10 protein-coding genes are annotated in these 16,699 nt (G+C 69.6%); 5 read left to right on the top strand and 5 right to left on the bottom strand.

What is annotated here, in order from left to right:
• Positions 1–66: 66 nt before the first annotated feature.
• Together IQ210_RS18625 and IQ210_RS18620 are read right to left on the bottom strand one after the other, a co-directional pair.
• Positions 67–1,101: a glycoside hydrolase family 113 gene (locus tag IQ210_RS18625; RefSeq protein ID WP_194080160.1), complete on the bottom strand. Its 1,035-nt coding sequence runs from the start codon at positions 1,099–1,101 to the stop codon at positions 67–69.
• A complete protein-coding gene (locus tag IQ210_RS18620; RefSeq protein ID WP_322656384.1) occupies positions 1,098–2,921 on the bottom strand; it encodes a polysaccharide deacetylase family protein in 1,824 nt (607 codons plus the stop codon). The genes IQ210_RS18625 and IQ210_RS18620 overlap by 4 nt, the downstream gene beginning before the upstream one ends.
• Before the next feature lie 497 nt (positions 2,922–3,418).
• Between IQ210_RS18620 and IQ210_RS18615 the strand changes: the two genes are divergently transcribed.
• From IQ210_RS18615 to IQ210_RS18605, 3 genes are all read left to right on the top strand, one after another.
• Entirely contained in the window at positions 3,419–4,663 is a 1,245-nt protein-coding gene (locus IQ210_RS18615; protein ID WP_194080158.1) for a glycosyltransferase family 2 protein, read from the top strand.
• 125 nt (positions 4,664–4,788) lie between these two features.
• Positions 4,789–5,952, top strand: coding sequence for a non-hydrolyzing UDP-N-acetylglucosamine 2-epimerase (gene wecB, locus IQ210_RS18610; RefSeq protein ID WP_228047978.1), 1,164 nt, complete (start codon positions 4,789–4,791; stop codon positions 5,950–5,952).
• Positions 5,949–6,611 carry a LamG domain-containing protein gene (locus IQ210_RS18605; RefSeq protein WP_194080157.1) on the top strand — a complete coding sequence of 221 codons (663 nt, stop codon included), beginning with the start codon at positions 5,949–5,951 and terminating at the stop codon, positions 6,609–6,611. Before wecB ends, IQ210_RS18605 begins: the two co-directional genes overlap by 4 nt.
• 141 nt (positions 6,612–6,752) lie before the next feature.
• Here IQ210_RS18605 and IQ210_RS18600 read toward each other — a convergent pair whose 3' ends face one another.
• The 3 genes from IQ210_RS18600 to IQ210_RS18590 form a co-directional block, all read right to left on the bottom strand.
• Entirely contained in the window at positions 6,753–8,213 is a 1,461-nt protein-coding gene (locus IQ210_RS18600; protein WP_194080156.1) for a glutamate synthase subunit beta, read from the bottom strand.
• Positions 8,206–12,804 carry a glutamate synthase large subunit gene (gene gltB, locus IQ210_RS18595; RefSeq protein ID WP_194080155.1) on the bottom strand — a complete coding sequence of 1,533 codons (4,599 nt, stop codon included), beginning with the start codon at positions 12,802–12,804 and terminating at the stop codon, positions 8,206–8,208. Before gltB ends, IQ210_RS18600 begins: the two co-directional genes overlap by 8 nt.
• 371 nt (positions 12,805–13,175) lie before the next feature.
• Positions 13,176–13,907 carry a VIT1/CCC1 transporter family protein gene (locus tag IQ210_RS18590; protein WP_194080154.1) on the bottom strand — a complete coding sequence of 244 codons (732 nt, stop codon included), beginning with the start codon at positions 13,905–13,907 and terminating at the stop codon, positions 13,176–13,178.
• Between the two features lie 273 nt (positions 13,908–14,180).
• On the opposite strand from IQ210_RS18590, the gene IQ210_RS18585 reads away from it, so the two are divergent.
• Together IQ210_RS18585 and IQ210_RS18580 are read left to right on the top strand one after the other, a co-directional pair.
• Positions 14,181–15,224, top strand: a complete 1,044-nt coding sequence (locus IQ210_RS18585) for an ADP-ribosylglycohydrolase family protein (protein ID WP_194080153.1) — start codon at positions 14,181–14,183, stop codon at positions 15,222–15,224.
• 296 nt (positions 15,225–15,520) lie between these two features.
• Positions 15,521–16,693, top strand: a complete 1,173-nt coding sequence (locus tag IQ210_RS18580; protein WP_194080152.1) for an ADP-ribosylglycohydrolase family protein — start codon at positions 15,521–15,523, stop codon at positions 16,691–16,693.
• Positions 16,694–16,699: the final 6 nt, after the last annotated feature.

Raw genomic sequence — 16,699 nt, 5'->3', positions numbered from 1 at the left:
CGCCCCTAAAGGGGCGCGGGGAACTGCGCGACCAGCCACCACGGACCCGCAGACGCACAACGACCCTCAGTCTCCCCACGCGTCCTTCAACACCCCTTCCGCCGCCTTCCCATGCGGTGTATACGCCAACTTCGCCGGCGTCTCCCCACTGTCCGGCCAGTCATCCCACATCCACCAGCAGACCCCGGCCCACCAACGAAGACCAGTGAAGGTGTCCAGCAACGCCCGGTACGCGGCAGCCTGTTCGGCGTCCCCACTACGTCCGCTGATGTCCCACGCATACGGCGCGGTGGTCGCCCCCCGCTGGCTGACGTACCCCGCCTCGGTGAACAGCACGCGCCGGTCGTGCCGTTCGGCGAACGCGGCGAGTTCCTCGGTGATCGGCCGCCAGGCGCGGCGCAGTTGGCCGACGTCCGTGGTGGGCTTGTCGGTGAGCGGCCAGTAGGCGTCGATGCCGATGACGTCGAGCCGCTTCCAGAAGGGGACCTTCGTGTACTCGTCGTAGTTGGCGGCGTAGGTCAGGGTGCCGTCGTAGCGGTCACGGACGTCCGCGATGGTCCGGGTCCACCCGTCCCGGTCACCGGAGACCCCGGCCAGTTCGGTGCCGACCGCGAACTGCTCGGCGCCGGTGTCCGCCGCGAGGTCGGCGTAGTGGGTGATGAAGCGGCGGTACGAGGTGAACCAGGCGGCCCGGTCGCGGGGGCGGATCTCGGCGCGGTCGCCGTCGCCGGGCAGGTCGACGTGCGGCTTGATCATCACCTGGAGGCCGAGCCGATGCGCACGGCGCACGATCCGGCGCAGGCTCGCGTCGCTCGCGGTCTCCTCGGTGGGGTGCATCTCGGAGTCGCTGCGATGCCGCTGGTACCAGGTGGGCGTGAAGGTGACCCAGCGGGCGCCGGTGGCCTTGATGTCCCGGAGGTAGCGGGGGGCGGCGGGGCTGTCGTAGTCGGTGCGGTACCAGGAGGGCAGGGTGATGCCGCGCATGCCGGCCGCCGGTTTCTTGTGGTCGGAGGCGCCGGTGGTCGTACAGCCCGCGGCGGCGAGGAGGGCCGCCGCCGCTGCCGCGGTGACGACCCTCCTGCTGACGGTGGTCCGCCTCACAGGCTCGTCGGGCTGACGAAGGTGTAGCCCAGGGCCTTGATGCCGTCGACCGTCTCCTTGAGCGGCTGGGTCGGGTAGTACGGGTGGTAGAAGAAGCTGGCGAACCCGTCCCGGACGGCCAGGTTGGCCTTGGCCGAGGCGATCAGGTCGGCGGGCAGCCTCGGCGGGTGGTTGTTGTAGGCGTCGGGTTCGTAGTTGCCGATGTTCTCGGGCAGCACCTTGGTGCCGTAGACGTCCTTCACGACGTACGGGAAGAACTGGCCGATGAACACGTTGGGTCCGGCGGAGTTGCCGCCCAGCGTGCCGGAGAAGTACAGCGAACGCTCCAGGCGGGCCGAGAAGTTGGCGCTGATGGCCTTGTAGTCGGTGGCCGAACCCGCGTAGTGCGGGGTGGTCCACAGCGTCGGCTTCGGCAGTCCGACGGCGGCGAACGCGGCCAGCGCGCTGGTCACCCGGCCCTGCGCGAAGGCGGCGGAGTCCTCGGCGACCGGGCCGTCGTAGACGACGTTGTCCGAGGCGTCGACGTGCGCCCGGTAGAACTCGAAGTCGTCGCCGGTGACGCCGTTGTAGGGGTTGGCGACGTTGCCGTACTGGTGGGTGTAGCCGTGGTCCATCAGGACCGCGCCCCTGGCCAGCATGTACTTCAGGGCGCTGACGACCTGCGGCCGCTGGGCGAGCGTGATCGTCTGCGGGACGCCGTTGTTGTAGGTGCCGTTGGGGTCCTTGTAGACGGGGATGACGTTGATGCCGTACGCGATGTTCTGCGACTTGAGGTAGTCGGCCATCGCGCGCAGCTCGGTCGGGTCCGAGTCGGGGCTGATGTCCTCCAGGCGCAGCAGCGCGCGGTGCCGTTCGGTGGTGGCCGGGGCGAGGGCGTCGAAGAGGAGGTCCTCCAGGACGATGATCCGGTCGCTCTCGGAGACGTAGGCGAAGGGGATCTCACCGATGTAGGTGAGGTTGGAGGAGCGGACCGCCCACCCGAAGGTGTGCCCGTTGGAGGTGTCGAGGCCCTCCGCGAGCCGGGTGACGGCGGGGTAGCCGGGGCCGGTGAGGACGTTGGGGCGCAGCACTCCGCCGTCCTGGCCCGCCGGGATCTTCCGGGTCAGGGCCTGGTTCTTGTACGTCACCTGCGTCACGGTGCCGATCGATCCGCCGTCCTCGTAGTACGACGTCGTCGGGTCCCAGCCGTACTTCTGCGTGAACTGGGCTACGCCCACCGAGTTCGCCATGTTCCAGATGTTGGCGCCCATCCACAGCACGGGCTTGGTCGTGGTGGCGGCGTCCTGGTAGAAGGCGGCCGGGACGGCGTCCGGGATGTCGCAGCAGTAGTAGGTCGAGCCGATGTAGATGACGGCCGTGTACGCGTCGACCATGCCGGCCGTGTACTGCTGGACCGGCTTGGCGGTCACGGTGCCGAAGTGGCCCGCGAGGTTGGCCGCGGCCATGGCGTACAGCTCGCCCAACTGGCCGTAGGGGCCCGCGGTGTCGTAGAGCACGAGGGTGCTCGGGTCGGCCGCGGCGGCGACCTCGGCGTCGGCGGCCCGGAGGAGGGCGGCCTGGCGGGTCACGGTCGTGGCGGTGCGGGCCGGGAAGACCGCGGTGGTCGACAGCGTGGTCGCGGAGGTCTTCGCGGGCGCCTTGTCGTGGCGGGCGTCGTCGGCCTTGAGCTGGGCCTTGGCCCAGCCTTTGAGGTCGACGCGATTCAGTCCGGATTTCCCGCCGATGTTTTCATGGCCATGTCCATGACCTTTTGGCGCGGCCTGGGCGCCGGCGGCCAGGAAAGTGCCGCTCAACAAGGCGGCGATCAGCAGCAGGAGCACGGAAAACTTCGAGATTCCTCGTCGCCGAGGACGGATCATCGGTCTCACGATCATTCCCCCCACTTTGCCTCTTCTTGGCAAAGGTTTTTCCCAACAGGAAGTCACTGATTCTTCTGACCGGCACGAACGGTGTCAATGGGCCGAAGAGTGAATTCCCGGATGCCAGCAGACCCTACTGGAAGATCGGACATGTCCTTTTTCCGAATAGTCTTCTGACTCGCCCTCGACGTCTGCTACGTTCACCTTCGCGCGATGGGGACGCGCTGTGAAATGTGGGGGGACAATGTACGGACGACCCGCCCTGGGGGCTCTGCTGCCCCTGGCAGGGGCGATGGCCGCGCCAGAAGCTGTACCGGGGCTACCTTTGGCCAAAGCCCTACAGGCGACGGCGGGGGCCGGATTTCTGTTCTATTGCCTGACGGCCTGTCTGATATTGCTGGCCCGGATACGACTGCGCCGCCAGGCACAAAGGACGCAGGCCGGCGCCGGGAGCGGTCATGATCACTGAACTGCTCCTGTGGTCGAGCATCACTCTGATCATTATGGCCGGGTGCTACAACACGAGTCTCTTTCTGTTGTCGAGGCGCAGAATTCGCCGCTCCCGGACCGACCGGAGAGACCGGTTCTACGTATTTCTCCTCGCCTGCCTCAACGAGGAGAAAGTGCTTTCTGAAAGCCTGGCGCGGATCACTTCGCTGCCCGCCCGGAATTTCATGGCGCTGGTCATCGACGACGGCTCCGACGACCGCACCTTCCAGATCGCCCGGGCCGCCGATCCGACCCTGGTCCGCGTGCACCGGCGCACCCCGCCGAACTGCCGCAAGGGCAAGGGCGCCGCCCTCAACGACGGGGTCCGCCATCTGCGCGAGTCCGGCCTGCTCGCCGGGCACGACCCGGCGGACGTGGTGCTGTGCGTCGTCGACGCCGACGGACGGCTCGATCCGCACGTCGTGCAGTCGGTCGACCCGTACTTCGACGACCCGAGGACGGGTGCGGTCCAGGTCTGCGTCCGGATGTACAACCGGCACCTCGGGCTGCTCGCCCGTATGCAGGACATGGAGTTCGTCGTCTACGGCGACGTCTTCCAGAGCGCCCGCCGCTACATCGGCAGCGTCGGCATGGGCGGCAACGGGCAGTTCATGCGGCTGTCGGCGCTCGACACCCTGGACGGCGACGGCCCGTGGAGCGACAGCCTCACCGAGGACCTCGACCTCGGCGTACGGCTGATCGCCAAGGGCTGGACCAACCAGCACTGCACCACCGCCGCCGTCTCCCAGCAGGCCGTGCTCAGCCTGCGGCGCCTGATCCGCCAGCGATCCCGCTGGTTCCAGGGCCACTTGCAGTCGGCCGGACTCGTCCCGCTCATCCTCAGGGACGTCCCCACGAAGGCCGCGGTCGACCTGCTGTACCACCTCTCCAGCCCGGTGCTGATCCTGCTCACCTCGCTGCTGCCGCTGTCCTTCCTCGTCGCCTTCGGCGCCACCACCGTGGCCTCCGTCCAGGTCGGACATCCGCTGGTCTCGCCCATGTGGCTGCTCGGCCCGTATCTGCTGTCGTTCACGGCCGCCTACGCGTACGGCTTCGTCTACGCCAAGCGGGAAAGGGAGTTGGGCCTGGTGCGGTCGGTCCTGCTCGCCCATGTCTTCGTCTTCTACGGCTACATCTGGTTCGCGGCCGGCTGGTGGGGCTTCTGGCGGATGCTCACCGGCCAGCGGGGCTGGCTCAAGACGGCACGCACCTGACGACATCCGTACCGCTCGACTGAGGACATTCAGGCCGCGCCAGGTCCCCGCGCGGGTCCTCACCTCACCTCTCATCACCCTCACGTGATCGCTGCGCCGATCACGCATGCCCAAGGGGGGCACCCATGTCCACACCTCCGTCAACCATGCCCGTGCACGCCATGCTGGTGCTCGGCACCCGGCCGGAAGCGATCAAACTGGCGCCCGTGGCGCGGGCGATGGCCGCCGGCCCGCAGTTCGAGCCGGTCGTCGTCACCACCGGCCAGCACCGCGAGATGCTCCACCAGATGCTCGGCATGCTGGGCGTCGACGTCCGCATCGCCCTCGACGTGATGCGCACCCGGCAGCAGCTCTCCGACCTGACCGCCCGCCTTGTCCGGGAACTCGGCACGGTACTGCGGGAGCAGCGGCCGGACCTGGTGGTGGTGCAGGGGGACACCACCACCGCGCTGGCGGGTGCCCTGGCCGCCTTCTACGAGAAGATCCCGGTCGCCCATGTCGAGGCGGGCCTGCGCACCGGCGTCATCGACAACCCGTTCCCGGAGGAGCTCAACCGCAGCCTCATCGGCCGAATCGCCCGCTGGCACTTCGCCCCGACCCCGGCCGCCGCCCGGCATCTCACCGACGAGGGCGTCCCGGACGAGCAGGTGTTCACCACCGGCAACACCGTCATCGACAACCTGCTGTGGGTGCTGGCCGAGGGCAGCGGCACCTCAGCGTTCCGCACCGACGCCAAACGCATCCTGGTGACGCTGCACCGCCGGGAGAACCAGGGTGAGCGGATGCGCGGCATGGGGCGGGCGCTGACCCGGCTCGCGCGGCGCGGGGACGTGGAGATCGTGCTGCCGCTGCACAAGAGTCCGGCCGTACGGGACGCGCTGCTGCCCGAACTCGACGGCCAGCAGGGCGTCTCGCTCGTCGAGCCGCTCGACTACCTGGACTTCGCGGCGACGCTGGCCGAGTGCGACCTCGTCCTCACCGACTCCGGCGGCATCCAGGAGGAGGCCCCGAGCCTCGCCAAGCCCTCGCTGGTACTGCGGACGACGACCGAGCGGCCCGAGGCGGTGGAGGCGGGCGCGGCCCGGCTGATCGGCACGGACCCGGACGCCATCGTGACCTGGGCGGAACGCCTCCTGGACGATCCGGCGGAGTACCGGCGGATGGCGACCGCCGGCAACCCCTTCGGTGACGGCGAGGCCGCGCGCCGCATCCTGGGCCAGCTGGCCGAGGACTTCGCCGCCGATGTCCCGGTCGGGCTGACGGCATCCGGGCCATACTCGACGGCATGACACGCAGGGGCCGCAGCGTCACCGGACTGGCACTGGCTCTCACCCTCGCCGCGATCGTCGCGATCACCGTAAGCCAGTGCCAGGGCGACGACGCCCCGCCCCCCAAGCCGTGGATCGACGGCACCACTCACGGCCGCTGGCTGTCGGTGTTCAACGGCATGGGCGCCAACCACGGCGACGACTCCTCGCTCACCCTGTCCCCCATGGCCGCCGAGGACCCGGGCACCACCCACGCCGGCCTGGTGGTGAGCACGGCCGACTACACGGACGTGCGCTACGAGGCCCGGATGCGGACGCTGAAGCAGCTGCGCTCACCCAAGCCGAACCCGTGGGAAGTGCCGTGGCTGGTCTGGGCGTACACCGACCCGGAGCACTTCTACTACATCACCCTCAAGCCGAACGGCTGGGAACTCGGCAAACGCGACCCCGCCTATCCCGGCGGCCAGCGCTTCCTGGCGACCGGACGGACGAAGTACCCGGTCGGTCCCTGGTACGACGTCCAGGTCGAACAGCGCGGGGCGGCGCTGTCCGTGGCGGTCGACGGCACACCGCTGGTGAAGTACACGGACGCCGAACTGCCGTACAACCAGGGCCGGGTGGGCGCCTACTCGGAGGACGCGACGGTGGAGTTCGCGGGCCTGGAGGCCTCGTCCGGCTGACAAGGGCGACGGCGCAAAAGGCGACGGCGCCTCCCCATCGTCCGGTCGGGGACGAGATGGGCAGGCGCCGTCAGTGTTCCGTACGCCGTTGTACGGGACGTTTTGTGAAGGGCCTTTTGACAGGCCCTTTTTGAGGGTCCGTCAGACCATCAGCGCGCGGTCCGTCGGGCGGATCGGCGCCGGCAGGTCGCTGGTGCCGGTCAGGAACCGGTCGGTGCCGCGGGCGGCCGAACGGCCCTCCGCGATCGCCCACACGATGAGCGACTGACCGCGGCCCGCGTCACCGGCGACGAAGACACCGGGGACGTTGGTCTGGAAGTCGGCGTCGCGGGCGATGTTGCCGCGCTCGTCGAGCTCGAGACCGAACTGGTCCACCAGGCCGTTCTCCCGGTCGGTGCCGGTGAAGCCCATGGCGAGGGTGACCAGCTGGGCGGGGATCTTGCGCTCCGTGCCCGGCTTCGGGGTCAGCTTGCCGTCGATGAACTCGACCTCGGTGAGGTGCAGCCACTGGACGTTGCCGTCCTCGTCGCCCTCGAAGTGGGTGGTGGAGACGGAGTAGACCCGCTCACCGCCCTCCTCGTGCGCCGAGGTGACCTTGTAGAGCATCGGGAACGTCGGCCAGGGCTGGTTGGCGTTCCGCTCGTCGCCCGGGCGGGGCATGATCTCCAGCTGCGTGACCGAGGCCGCGCCCTGGCGGTGGGCGGTGCCCACGCAGTCGGCGCCGGTGTCGCCACCGCCGATGACCACGACGTGCTTGCCCTCGGCGGTGATCGGGGCGGTGACGTAGTCGCCCTCCTGCACCTTGTTGGCCAGGGGCAGGTACTCCATGGCCTGGTAGATGCCCTTGAGCTCGCGGCCCGGGACGGGCAGGTCACGCGCGGTGGTCGCACCGGCGGCGATGACGACGGCGTCGTACCGCTTCTTCAGGTCGGTCGCCTTGAGGTCGCGGCCGATCTCGATGCCGGTGCGGAAGCGGGTGCCCTCCGCACGCATCTGCTCGATGCGGCGGTTGATGTGCCGCTTCTCCATCTTGAACTCGGGGATGCCGTACCGGAGGAGACCACCGATGCGGTCCGCGCGCTCGTACACCGCGACCGTGTGACCGGCCCGGGTGAGCTGCTGCGCGGCGGCGAGGCCGGCCGGTCCTGAGCCGATGACGGCGACGGTCTTGCCGGACAGGCGCTCGGGGATCTGCGGCTCGACGTCACCGCTGTCCCACGCCTTGTCGATGATCGAGACCTCGACGTTCTTGATGGTCACGGCTGGCTGGTTGATGCCGAGCACACACGCCGACTCGCAGGGCGCGGGGCAGAGGCGACCGGTGAACTCCGGGAAGTTGTTGGTCGCGTGCAGCCGCTCGCTGGCGGCCGCCCAGTCCTCGCGGTAGGCGTAGTCGTTCCACTCGGGGATGAGGTTCCCCAGCGGACAGCCGTTGTGGCAGAACGGGATGCCGCAGTCCATGCAGCGGCTGGCCTGCTTGCTGATGATCGGCAGCAGGGAGCCGGGGACGTAGACCTCGTTCCAGTCCTTCAGCCGGACGTCGACGGGGCGGGACTTGGCGACCTCACGGCCGTGGTTCAGGAAGCCCTTCGGGTCAGCCATTGATCGCCGCCTCCATCATCTTCTCGGTGATCTCGGTCTCGGAGAGACCGGCCTGCTCGGCGGCGACCTTGGCGGCGAGCACTGCCTTGTACGTGCTGGGGATGATCTTGCTGAAGCGCTCCACGGACGCGTCCCAGTCGACGAGCAGCTTCTCGGCGACCGTCGAGCCGGTCTCCTCGGCGTGGCGGCGCACCACGTCGTGCAGCCACTGCTTGTCGGTGTCGTCCAGCGCCTCCACGGCGTTCACGTTGCCGACGTTGACGTTGTCCCGGTCGAGGTCGATGACGTACGCGACGCCACCGGACATGCCGGCCGCGAAGTTGCGGCCCGTCTCGCCGAGGACCACCGCGTGGCCGCCGGTCATGTACTCGCAGCCGTGGTCGCCCACGCCCTCCGAGACCACCAGGGCACCGGAGTTGCGGACGCAGAACCGCTCGCCGGTCCGGCCGCGCAGGAAGAGCTCGCCGCCGGTCGCGCCGTACGCGATCGTGTTGCCCGCGATCGTCGAGTACTCGGCGAGGTGGTCGGCGCCCCGGTCGGGACGGACGATCACGCGGCCGCCGGAGAGGCCCTTGCCGACGTAGTCGTTGGCGTCGCCCTCCAGGCGCAGCGTGATGCCGCGCGGGAGGAAGGCGCCGAAGGACTGGCCCGCGGAGCCGGTGAAGGTGATGTCGATGGTGTCGTCGGGCAGGCCCGCGCCGCCGAACTTCTTCGTCACCTCGTGGCCGAGCATGGTGCCGACCGTGCGGTTGATGTTGCGGATGGCGACCTGGGCGCGCACCGGCTGGGCGTCGGTCGCCGAGTCGGCGGCGAGGGCGTCGGCGGCGAGCTTGATGAGCTCGTTGTCGAGCGCCTTCTCCAGGCCGTGGTCCTGCGCGATCAGCTGGTGGCGCACCGCGCCCTCGGCGAGCGCCGGGACGTGGAACAGCGGCTCCAGGTCCAGGCCCTGCGCCTTCCAGTGGTCGACCGCGCGGGTCACGTCGAGGGTCTCGGCGTGGCCGACGGCCTCCTCGATGGAGCGGAAGCCCAGCTCGGCGAGGAGCTCGCGGACCTCCTGAGCGATGAACTGGAAGAAGTTCACCACGTACTCGGCCTTGCCGGAGAACCGGTCCCGGAGGGTCGGGTTCTGGGTGGCGATTCCGACCGGGCAGGTGTCCAGGTGGCAGACGCGCATCATGACGCAGCCGGAGACGACGAGCGGCGCGGTGGCGAAACCGAACTCCTCGGCGCCGAGCAGCGCGGCGATGACGACGTCACGGCCGGTCTTCAGCTGGCCGTCGGTCTGGACGACGATGCGGTCGCGCAGGCCGTTGAGCAGCAGGGTCTGCTGGGTCTCGGCGAGGCCGAGCTCCCAGGGACCGCCGGCGTGCTTCAGCGACGTCAGCGGCGAGGCGCCCGTACCGCCGTCGTGGCCGGAGATGAGCACGACGTCCGCGTGGGCCTTGGAGACACCCGCGGCGACGGTGCCGACGCCGACCTCGGAGACCAGCTTCACGTGAATCCGCGCCTGCGGGTTCGCGTTCTTCAGGTCGTGGATCAGCTGGGCCAGGTCCTCGATGGAGTAGATGTCGTGGTGCGGCGGCGGGGAGATGAGGCCCACGCCCGGCGTCGAGTGACGCGTCTTCGCGACCCACGGGTACACCTTGTGGCCGGGCAGCTGACCGCCCTCACCGGGCTTGGCGCCCTGAGCCATCTTGATCTGGATGTCGTCCGCGTTGACCAGGTACTCGGAGGTCACACCGAAGCGGCCGGAGGCGACCTGCTTGATGGCGGACCGGCGCGCCGGGTCGTACAGGCGGTCCGGGTCCTCGCCGCCCTCACCGGTGTTGGACTTGCCGCCCAGCTGGTTCATCGCGATGGCGAGGGTCTCGTGGGCCTCGCGCGAGATGGAGCCGTAGGACATGGCGCCGGTGGAGAAGCGCTTGACGATCTCGGAGACCGGCTCGACCTCGTCGATGGAGATCGACGGACGGTCCGACTTGAAGCCGAAGAGCCCGCGGAGCGTCATCAGCCGCTCGGACTGCTCGTTCACGCGGTCCGTGTACTTCTTGAAGATGTCGTAGCGGTTCGCACGCGTCGAGTGCTGGAGGCGGAAGACCGTCTCCGGGTCGAACAGGTGCGGCTCGCCCTCACGACGCCACTGGTACTCACCGCCTATCTCCAGCGCGCGGTGCGCGGGAGCGATGCCGGAGGCGGGGTACGCCTTGGCGTGCCGGGCGGCAACCTCCTTGGCGATGACGTCGATGCCGACGCCGCCGATCTTGGAGGCGGTGCCGTTGAAGTACTTCTCGACGAAGGTCTCCTCCAGGCCGACGGCCTCGAAGACCTGGGCGCCGCGGTAGGAGGCGACGGTCGAGATGCCCATCTTCGACATGACCTTCAGAACACCCTTGCCCAGGGCGTAGATCAGGTTCCGGATGGCCTGCTCGGGCTCGATGTCCGAGAGGAAGGTGCCCGCGCGGACGAGGTCCTCGACGGACTCCATCGCCAGGTACGGGTTGACGGCCGCGGCGCCGAAGCCGATCAGCAGGGCGACGTGGTGGACCTCGCGGACGTCACCGGCCTCGACCAGCAGGCCCACCTCGGTGCGCTGCTTGGTGCGGATGAGGTGGTGGTGGACGGCCGCGGTGAGCAGCAGCGACGGGATCGGCGCGTGCTCGGCGTCGGAGTGGCGGTCCGACAGGACGATCAGCCGGGCGCCGTTCTCGATCGCGGCGTCGGCCTCGGCGCAGATCTCCTCGATGCGCGCGGCGAGGGAGTCGCCACCGCCGGAGACCCGGTACAGACCGGACAGCGTCGCGGCCTTGAAGCCGGGCATGTCGCCGTCGGCGTTGATGTGGATGAGCTTGGCCAGCTCGTCATTGTCGATCACCGGGAAGGGCAGGGTGACCGTACGGCAGGAAGCGGCCGTCGGGTCGAGCAGGTTGCCCTGCGGGCCCAGCGAGGAGCGCAGCGAGGTGACGAGCTCCTCGCGGATGGCGTCCAGCGGCGGGTTGGTGACCTGCGCGAACAGCTGGGTGAAGTAGTCGAAGAGCAGCCGCGGACGCTCGGAGAGCGCGGCGATCGGCGAGTCCGTACCCATCGAACCGATGGGCTCGGCACCGGCCTTGGCCATCGGCGCGATGATGACGCGCAGCTCCTCCTCGGTGTAACCGAAGGTCTGCTGGCGGCGGGTGACCGAGGCGTGCGTGTGCACGATGTGCTCGCGCTCGGGCAGGTCGGACAGCTCGATCTCGCCGGCCTCGAGCCACTCCGCGTACGGCTGCTCGGCGGCGAGGGCGGCCTTGATCTCGTCGTCCTCGATGATGCGGTGCTCGGCGGTGTCGACGAGGAACATCTTGCCGGGCTGGAGACGGCCCTTGCGGACGACCTTGGCGGGGTCGATGTCGAGGACGCCGACCTCGGAGCCCAGGACGACGAGACCGTCGTCGGTGACCCAGTAGCGGCCGGGACGCAGACCGTTGCGGTCGAGCACGGCACCGACCTGGGTGCCGTCGGTGAAGGTGACACAGGCCGGGCCGTCCCAGGGCTCCATCATCGTGGAGTGGAACTGGTAGAAGGCGCGCCGGGCCGGGTCCATGGAGTCGTGGTTCTCCCACGCCTCCGGGATCATCATCAGCACCGAGTGCGGCAGCGAACGGCCACCGAGGTGGAGGAGTTCGAGCACCTCGTCGAAGGACGCCGAGTCGGAGGCGTCCGGCGTACAGACGGGGAAGACGCGGTCGAGCGCCTTCTCGTCGTTGCCGAACAGGTCCGAGACGAGCTGCGACTCGCGGGCCACCATCCAGTTGCGGTTGCCCTTGACGGTGTTGATCTCACCGTTGTGCGCGACGAAGCGGTACGGGTGCGCGAGCGGCCACGACGGGAAGGTGTTCGTGGAGAAGCGCGAGTGGACGAGGGCGACGGCCGAGGCGAAGCGGCGGTCGGACAGGTCCGGGAAGAAGGGCTCCAGCTGGCCGGTGGTCAGCATGCCCTTGTGGACGATGGTCCGCGCGGACAGCGACGGGAAGTAGACGTCGACCTCGCGCTCGGCGCGCTTGCGCAGCACGAAAGCCTTGCGGTCGAGCTCGATGCCGGAGCTGGCACCGTCGGCGACGAAGATCTCGCGGAAGACGGGCATGGTCGAGCGGGCGGTGGCGCCGAGCAGCTCGGGCGCGACCGGAACCTCACGCCAGCCGAGGACGGTGAGCCCCTCTTCACCGGCGATCGTCTCGATCCGTGAGACGGCGTCCTCGGTGCCGTCCTCCGGGAGGAAGGCGATACCGACGGCGTAGGCGCCCGCCTCGGGCAGCTCGAAGCCGGCCACCTCACGGAAGAAGGCGTCCGGAACCTGGGTCAGGATGCCCGCGCCGTCACCCGAGTCGGGCTCGGAGCCGGTGGCACCTCGGTGCTCCAGGTTGCGCAGAACCGTGAGCGCCTGCTCGACCAGCGCATGGCTCGCCTCGCCGGTGAGGGTGGCCACGAAACCGACGCCACAGGCGTCCTTTTCGTTGCGGGGGTCGTACATACCCTGCGCAGCAGGGCGAGCATCCATGAAGGACCACTTCTGGCCATTCGCGGAATGCTGGGACGGCTGGCGCGGCGTACGCATCGGCTCTCCCGTCGTCGTCTCAAGTGGCATATCTGCGTGCCGAGGGACGACGTTGGCCCTCTGCGTGTGCGCAAAATTTCGTGCAGGTTACATGATGGAGCGGTTCTCGGGAACCGGATACTCCGTTCCAACATGCGGACGCCACGCGGTGGCGACGGGGGTATCGCGCACGTGGCTTGAAGTGTGTGGGGACCGAACGGGACAGATCGATGTCCGTCGCTCCAGGGGCGAGGCGGGCGGTGTCGCTCACCTCGCGGGTGCGCGGCAGGCGTCATTGCCCACAGCGCTTACGGCTCATGCCCAGTGGTTAAGCATTCGAAACCAGTGAGTAACGGCTACTTATGCGGCCCATCGCATAAGTAGCGGTCGACCTATCCTACGGCCGTTCCGAACAAGCTGCCCAGGGCGTACGTCACACCGGCCGCCGCACCACCGAGAGCGAGCTGTCGCAAACCGCTGAACCACCAGGTCCGCGCCGTCACCTTGGCCACGACGGCACCGCATGCGAAAAGCCCGGCGAGGGCGACGAGAACCGCAGGCCACAAGGCACTCGCCCCCAGCAGATAAGGCAGTACGGGAAGCAGCGCGCCGAGCGCGAAGGCCCCGAAGGACGAGACGGCGGCAACGAGCGGCGAGGGCAGATCCCCCGGGTCGATCCCGAGCTCTTCCCGGGCGTGAATCTCCAGGGCCTGCTCAGGATCACGGGAGAGCTGCTTGGCGACTTCCCGAGCAAGCACCGGCTCAACGCCTCGCGCCTCGTACAGGGCAGCGAGCTCGGCCTCCTCGTCCTGCGGATGCTTGCGCAGCTCCCGCCGCTCGACATCCAGCTCGGCCTCGACGAGCTCACGCTGCGAGGCGACGGAGGTGTACTCACCGGCGGCCATGGAGAAGGCGCCGGCGGCCAGCCCCGCGAGCCCGGTGACCACGATGACCTGCTGCCCGACGGCCCCACCGGCGACACCCGTCATCAGCGCGAGGTTGGAGACCAGCCCATCCATGGCCCCGAAGACCGCCGGCCGCAACCACCCCCCGTTCACATCACGGTGGGTGTGGTTGTCACGGTGCGCCTCGTGCAGCGGCGCCTCGGTCTCGATGATGGCCATCAGGGGTCCCCCAGGGAAGCTAAGCCAAAGCTAACTTTAGACAGATTCTAATTACCGACAACCCGACTGTACGACGAGAAATTCCCGCCCGCCACGAAGGAAAGCCTGGGCTAACCTGCGTCTTTACCCTCGAATGCGCATACGATCGCGGCCCCGCTCAGATGTCGACCGGGTGATGCTGAGGCAGGTGATGCTCGTGTTGTCGCCCCCCGGTGGGACACATCCGCAAAGGCCCCGCGCCCTGTGCGGAGCCCCCGGAGGAGAGGCCGCCGTATGGCATCGATCGCCTGCATCCCCTCGGTCCCGGCACCCGGGAACGCCGCCGAACTCCGCGAACGGGGCCGCGGCGCGCTGCTGGGCCTGGCGGTGGGAGACGCGCTGGGCGCCCCCGCGGAGAACCTGAAACCGTCGGAGATCCGAGCCCGCTGGGGCCGCATCACGGGCTACGTGACCGAGCACCCCTCGGGCACGGACGACACCGAGTACGCGATCTTCTCCGGCCTCCTCCTGGCCCGCCACGGCTCGGCGCTGACGCCGGCGCATGTGGAGGCGGCCTGGCACGAATGGATCGCCGACCGCGAGGAGGGCCCCTTCCGGGGAGCAGGCTTCAGCGAACGAGGCACGCTGGAAAACCTGCGCCGGGGCCTGGCGGCCCCCATCTCCGCCCAGCACCGCCACGCCTGGAGCGACGGCCTGGCGATGCGCGCGGCCCCCTTCGGAGTCTTCGCGTCGGGCCGCCCGGCGGAGGCGGCGCGCCTGGCGGCGATCGACGGCTCAGTGAGCCACGACGGAGAAGGCATCTACGGCGGCCAGGCGGTAGCAGCAGGAGTGGCGGCGGCGATGGCAGGCGCCCCCACGGTGGCGGTGGTCGCCTCGGCCCTGGCGGTGATCCCGGACGACTCCTGGACGGCCCGCTCCCTGCGCCGCGCGGTGGCGGTGGCCCACCGAGGCGAACGAGCGGTCCGCTCCGCGGTGGTGATCGGCGGCTACCCCTGGACCGACCTGGCCCCGGAGGCGGTCGCCCTCGCCTTCGGCGCGTACGCGGCGGCGGACGGCGACTTCGTGGAAGCAGTCCTGACAGCCGTCAACATGGGCCGCGACGCGGACACGACGGCAGCGGTGGCGGGCGCGCTGGCGGGCGCAACGAGGGGAGCGTCCTCGATCCCCACGGAGTGGGCCTCGGCAATCACCCCGGCAAGGGGCAGCTGCCTGCCGTCGATGGCGGGCCATCACGTACTGGACGTGGCGGATCTGCTGACACCGGTCGACGAATACGTACTGGCGGCGGACAGCGACGAGATGGAGGGCGCGAGGTGACACTGGAACACGAGGAGAGAGCACCTCTGGATGCCGCCCCAGACGACTCGCCCGGTCCGGCGCTCGGGGACGAACTCTCACCATCGCCATCCCTCACCCACCCCCTGAAGCCGCCACCTCTCCACGCCGCCCCACATCCCTCAGCCCGTCCGGCGTTCGATGACGAGCCGACACCTCTCGACACCGGTCCACATCTCTCAGCCCGTCCGGCGTTTGAGGACAAGGCCCTTTCAGGGCCGGCGGGGGTCCAGGGGGCGGAGCCCCCTGGCGGGGTCGAAGGGGCAGCGCCCCTGGTGATGGGACGGGTAGGGGCGGCGGGGGCGAAAGAAGCCACCGCCGACACCCCCACCCCAAACCCTCATCGCATCGAAGGCCTCCTCCTGGGCCTCGCCGCAGGCGACGCCGCCGGATGGCCCGCCGCCCGCCACAGAGCCGCCCGCATGCCCGACTGGACCCGCCGTCTCACCCGCGAACTCGACACCTTCGCCGAACACAACGCGACGACCACCCTCCCCGTCCCCATCGCCCTCAACCAACCCCCCGAACCCCTCCGCCTCGGCCCCTCCGACGACGCGGAATGGGCGGCCTTCACCGCGGAAGCCCTCCTCCGCGCAGGCGACGACACCACCCTCCCCGACCTCAGCCGAGACCGCCGTACCAGAGCGGCGATCGACCTCACCTGGACCACCCTCGCCGGCGAAGTGGCCGCCGCAGCGCACCGCGCACCCGAAATCGAGTCCGCCGTACTCCCCCTCCGCGCCCGCATCTCCGTCCGCGCCGGCCTCGGCAACCTCGCCACCGGCCTACGCCCACCCGCGACAGGCCACGACAACCCCCACTACTTCGACGACGCGGCCTGCATCAGAGCCTGCGTCCTGGCCATCACCCACCCCGGCAACCCCCAACTCGCCGCGGACCTCGCCGAGTTCGACGCCCGCTACACCCAGGACGGCGACGGAGTCCACGGCGCCCGAGCCATGGCCGCCGCCCTCTCCCTCGCCCTCACCGGAGCCGACGTACACACCTGCGTCGACGCCGCCCTCACCGAACTCCCGGAGTCCACGGAGATCGGCCGCAACGCCCGCCACGCCCTGGCACTCGCCCGCACCACCCCCACCGCCTTCGCCCTGATCCCCCTCCTGGAACACCAGATCGTCGACCACGTCTACAGCTACGGCATCGCAGCCGCGGAAACGGTCCCGGTGGCCCTCGCCCTGGCGACCGCGGCGAACGGCGACATCGCAGCGGCCGTCCCCGCCGCCGCCTGCCTCTCCCGCGTCGCGGACTCGGCCCCCGCCCTGACCGGCGCCCTCACCGGAGCCCTCACCGGCGGCACCGCCCTCCCACCGACCTGGCGGGACACCTGCCGCACCCTCTCCGGCTGCGCCCTCCCCCGCCTCACCGGCACCGACCTGGTCGAACTCGCCGAACTCCTGGAAGCCACACAACCGCCCCCGCCAGGAGGATGATTCGGT

Origin of the sequence: Streptomyces justiciae, assembly GCF_015163075.1 — a bacterium.
Classification (GTDB): Bacteria; Actinomycetota; Actinomycetes; order Streptomycetales; family Streptomycetaceae; genus Streptomyces; species Streptomyces justiciae.
Note: the sequence above shows the minus strand (reverse complement) of the source record. Positions and strands in the feature narration are given on the sequence as shown.